Source organism: Ventrimonas sp., assembly GCF_048380235.1.
In the GTDB taxonomy this organism is placed as follows: Bacteria; Bacillota; Clostridia; order Lachnospirales; family Lachnospiraceae; genus Brotaphodocola.
Genome location: NZ_DBFCCJ010000035.1, coordinates 1 through 4309, shown reverse-complemented (window position 1 = coordinate 4309; position 4309 = coordinate 1). Strand labels below are relative to the sequence as shown.

At 52.4% G+C, this 4309-nt stretch carries 6 protein-coding genes; all 6 read right to left on the bottom strand.

Features of this window, described 5'->3' with window-relative positions; translation table 11 throughout:
* On the bottom strand, positions 1–1653 hold a 1653-nt coding region (locus ACMP1L_RS06050), incomplete at its 3' end, for a DNA topoisomerase (protein ID WP_418452344.1).
* Complete coding sequence (locus ACMP1L_RS06045; protein WP_418452343.1) at positions 1640–2323, bottom strand: conjugal transfer protein TraG; 684 nt, start codon at positions 2321–2323, stop codon at positions 1640–1642. The genes ACMP1L_RS06050 and ACMP1L_RS06045, both read right to left, overlap by 14 nt.
* Positions 2320–2514 carry a hypothetical protein gene (locus ACMP1L_RS06040; RefSeq protein WP_003526245.1) on the bottom strand — a complete coding sequence of 65 codons (195 nt, stop codon included), beginning with the start codon at positions 2512–2514 and terminating at the stop codon, positions 2320–2322. Before ACMP1L_RS06040 ends, ACMP1L_RS06045 begins: the two co-directional genes overlap by 4 nt.
* On the bottom strand, positions 2511–3275 hold the full coding sequence (locus ACMP1L_RS06035) for a DUF4366 domain-containing protein (protein WP_418452342.1): 765 nt from the start codon (positions 3273–3275) through the stop codon (positions 2511–2513). The genes ACMP1L_RS06040 and ACMP1L_RS06035 overlap by 4 nt, the downstream gene beginning before the upstream one ends.
* On the bottom strand, positions 3265–3516 hold the full coding sequence (locus ACMP1L_RS06030; RefSeq protein WP_006777886.1) for a DUF4315 family protein: 252 nt from the start codon (positions 3514–3516) through the stop codon (positions 3265–3267). Before ACMP1L_RS06030 ends, ACMP1L_RS06035 begins: the two co-directional genes overlap by 11 nt.
* A gap of 29 nt (positions 3517–3545) precedes the next feature.
* Positions 3546–4309: CHAP domain-containing protein (locus tag ACMP1L_RS06025; RefSeq protein WP_418452341.1), on the bottom strand; the 764-nt coding region annotated here is incomplete at its 5' end.

The window sequence follows — 4309 nt, the reverse complement described above, 5'->3', positions numbered from 1 at the left end:
AAGCGGAGATTGCAGCTGTTCCGGCAGAACGGTGATAAGGGAGACTGCATCGTGGGAAGGGAGAAGCTGCACCGTTTTCCTGCTCTTTTTTCGTTCCAGAAAACCGGCAGATACCAGCTTTTCCAAAATACCGGCACGGGTTGCCGGTGTCCCCAGACCTTTTCGTTCGGCATCCTCCGGCATATCTTCTTTTCCGGCAGTCTCCATCGCGGACAATAGGGTGTCCTCCGTAAAGTGCTGGGGCGGACTGCTTTTGCCTTCTTTGACGATTGCCGCAGAAACCGAAAGGGTCTGTCCTTCGGTCAGCTCCGGCAGGGCTTTCTCTGCGCCCTCTTTTTTTGGCTCCGCATCCTTCATTTTGGCACGGTAAGCGTCCTCCTGTGCTTTCCATCCGGGGTGCTTCACTGTTTTTCCTTTGGCGGTAAACTCCCCACCGGCACAGTCGGCAATCACAACGGTTTCCGAATAGATATGGGGCTGGGCTACGGCACACAGCAGACGCAGGGCCACCAGCTCCAGCACCGCTTTTTCTCCCGCAGGAAGGGCAGAAAGGTCTGCATCCTTGAGATTTCTGGTAGGGATTACTGCGTGGTGGTCGGTTACTTTCTTATCGTTGATGACTGTCTGCGGATCACAGGTAATGGCGATCCCTTTGCGAAACGGCATAGCATTGGCAACCAGATTGACCAGCACCGGCAGGCTGTCTGCCATATCACCGGTCAGATAGCGGCTGTCAGTACGGGGATAGGTGCAGAGCTTCTTTTCATACAGGCTTTGCAGATAGTCCAGGGTCTGCTGGGCTGTAAATCCAAGCAGACGGTTGGCATCCCTTTGTAGGGTAGTCAGGTCATAGAGGGCAGGCGGCTTTTCGGACTTTTCCTTGCGCTCCACCTTTTTGATTGTGACAGCTGCACCCTGACAGGCTTCTTTCAGCTGCTCTGCGCTTGCTCGGTCACTCATGCGCTCCCCGGATACGGTAAGACCGGGCAGCTCCAGCGCCACGGTATAAAAGGGAACCGGCTTAAAGGTGTCGATCTCAGCTTCTCGCTGGACAATCAGTGCCAGCGTTGGGGACATCACACGCCCGATGTTGAGGGTGCGGTGGTACAGCACGGAAAAAAGCCTTGTGGCATTGATCCCCACCAGCCAGTCGGCCTTGGCACGGCAGAGAGCAGCATCCCGAAGTCCGTCATAGTCCGCACCGGGGCGCAGGTTTGCAAAGCCTTCCCTTATGGCGGAGTCCTCCATCGAAGAAATCCAGAGCCTTTTCATCGGCTTCTTGCAACCTGCCAGCTCATAGACGCTGCGGAAGATCATCTCGCCCTCGCGTCCGGCATCACAGGCATTTACCACTTCCGTCACATCCGGGGCATTCATCAGCTTTTTGAGAATATCAAACTGCTTTTTCTTATCTTTTCCCACCACCATCTGCCAATGTTCCGGCAGGATAGGCAGATCATCATATCGCCACTTGGCATACTTTGGGTCATAGCTGTCTGCATCTGCAAGACCGCCCAGATGGCCCACGCACCAGCTGACACGCCAGCCGTTCCCCTCCAGATAGCCGTCCTTACGAGCAGTCGCGCCGATCACGGCGGCCAGACTTTGTGCAACCGATGGTTTTTCAGCGATTACCAGTTTATATCTCATCATCTTCAGCCTCCCATTCTTCCCGCACAGGCGTGTGCAGTTTTTTCTCTATGCTGTTTTCCTCATCCAGTAGCAGGTTATAACCAAACCGGGAGTCATAGCGGTACAGTTTCCCCAGCAGGTCATTGATGATGATACGACAAGCCAAAATGACACGGGTTTTATCCACCTGCATCAGCTGGTAGCGTTGATAATTGCTGTAATATTCTTCGTGACGGCGGGTATTGCAGGCGGCATCTTCAAGTAAACTATCTACTGCATCCTGGCAACCATCTTCTTTTTCCCCTTCCATGCAGTTCAGAAGTTCCATCATCAAAGGAAAGCTCTGTTCATCCATAGGAGCTTCTGCTGCAAGAAAACCGATCAGAGCGGATAAGAGCAGATGAGCCGCCGTCTGTTCTTGTTCCGTCAGCACGGCCATTGTTTTCTCCGCATTTGGCAGGATCTTTTCTTCCACAAAATCTGCCGCGTCACCGGAATAAAGCTGACGGATAGAATCTATGGACAATGAAACTGTCGTGGTATCTAAGGAGAAATCAAAGGGATCATCTTGCTTTGGCTTTCTCCAAAGTTTGTTTAACATGGTAGAAAGAATGTCGCCGCCAAAATACACGGCGATCACAAGCAGGTCAAAAACAGCAATCAGCTTGATAAATATAATCAGAACACTCATTTTTTTCGTTTCCTTTCTTTGAGCCAGCGTTCCATCTCACGATGGCAGATACCTACGCAGGGACTTCCATAACTCCCGCAACCATAGCAGGGGTGGTTGTGGGATAAAGAATGAGGACGGGAAGTTTCCCTCCCGCCCTCCGGCCTGCGTGTCATCATGCGTTCATAGGGACTGTCTGTGAAACGGGTCAGTTCACACTGTCCTCATCATCTTCTTCTGTGCTGCCCCCATCAGCGTCCGGCTCGTCCGACTCCTCATCCTCGGTTTCCCATTCCTCGGAATCTTCCTCGCCATAATCATAATCGTCCAGACTGTCATTGCCCTTGGTCTTAGGCTTATTCTTAATGAGCTTCAAGTAGGCAAATACGCCACCGCCTCCAAGCAGAGCCAGCAAAAGGACTATCGCAGCCGGGTTCAGTCCGGCAGGCTTCTCTTTTTCCGGCTCCGGTGTTTCTGCCGGAGGTTCCGGTGCTTTGCCCGTACATTTACTCTTATCAGTTGCACAGACCGGACAAGCCGTATTGACTGCCCCTGCTTCACATTTTGTCGTGCAGCTACACACAGCAGCCGGCTCCTCTTTGACATTTTCATCTTCCATCAGTGCCATCAAATCCGCTTCATCCACCTGGTTCAGAAAGTGAACAGCAGTCTTTTTATCCTCATTAGCCCTGTCGATCAAAATGTAAAAATAGTTGCCAGCCTTGGTGGTAACGGTAATGAGCTGCTTATTGCCACCAAAATCATCCACCAGTGCCGCATTCCCCTCCGGTGTAAGTGCCGGTGCTGGTTCTGTTTCTTCCACAATCACATTGCTATCATTGGTAGAATCCTCTGCCGGTGCCGCCGGAGCCTGTTCTGACCCCTGTGCAAAAGCAGGGATCGTAAAGCCAAATGCCACAACCATTGTCAGGCAAAAGGCGGAAAGTGTTCGGAGTAATCGTTTATTCCTCATAGCTGTTTTCCTCCTGTTCGTTATTGTCATCAGCCAAACTTCCGGGAACTGTGCCACCGGACAGCATGGCGCTCAACTGGGTCGGGGTCATACGCAGGGCGCGCACCATCTGGACGATCTCCAGATTTTCTGCCTCGGTTTTCTGTGCTTCCAGCGCCTTGAGCTTTTCCTGATACTCTGCGATCTTCTCGCGGACCTTTGTAATCTCCTGGTCAATGCGCTCAATTTTGTTCTTTGCCATCGTCTATCACTCCTTCTTAAAAATCTCTGTTACCAGTTCATCAGGCCGTAGCCCTTAATGCTTTGATAATTCAGGTCATAACTTTTAATCTTGCAGGCATCGCCGGAATTTCCCTCCACGGTATAAACACGGCTGCCATCCGTACCGATCACGATACCCACATGGTCTGCTGTCCCATCCAAATCCCAATCAAAGAAAATTGCATCTCCGGGAGCCAGATTGTTATAGCCTCTTGCACCCCATTGTCCATGGGACTGGAACCACGGAACGCCCTGCCACTCACAGCCTGCAAAGCGCGGTTCACTTTTTCCTGCCTGGTTATAGCACCAGGATACGAAGCAGGCGCACCATTCCACGCGGGAGTCAAAGCCGTACCAGCTCCAGTAGGGATAACCGCCCACATTGCCCACCTGACGCTTGGCCAGTTCCACCAGCTGAGGATTGCCGGGGCGGGTACCGTTAATGAACTGCACACCGGACAGATCTTCCGAGCCGCTGGTATCAGGGGAGCCGCCGCCAAACAACAGCGGCTTATTGCCCATGGTCTGCCGGTAAACCTGATACATTTTCATCTGCTCCGGGGTCAGAAGTTCCGACACCACAGCGGAAATGGGCTTGCTAGCGAGTTTCACATTCAAAATGTAATACTCATAGGGAACTTCTTCTGAGGTGGTCTCGCCGGTCTCCGGGTCGGTTGAGGTCTCCGTGCGGTAGCGAATCTCCACTTCCTCAGTAAGCGTCAGCTGATACTGTGCTGCAAACACACGCGCCAGCTCTGCCTGAGCACTCTGCC

Coding starts and splice junctions, on each gene's coding strand:
- ACMP1L_RS06045 (WP_418452343.1), bottom strand. CDS start 2,323: ATGAGTGTTCTGATTATATTTATCAAGCTGATTGCTGTTTTTGACCTG.
- ACMP1L_RS06035 (WP_418452342.1), bottom strand. CDS start 3,275: ATGAGGAATAAACGATTACTCCGAACACTTTCCGCCTTTTGCCTGACA.
- ACMP1L_RS06030 (WP_006777886.1), bottom strand. CDS start 3,516: ATGGCAAAGAACAAAATTGAGCGCATTGACCAGGAGATTACAAAGGTC.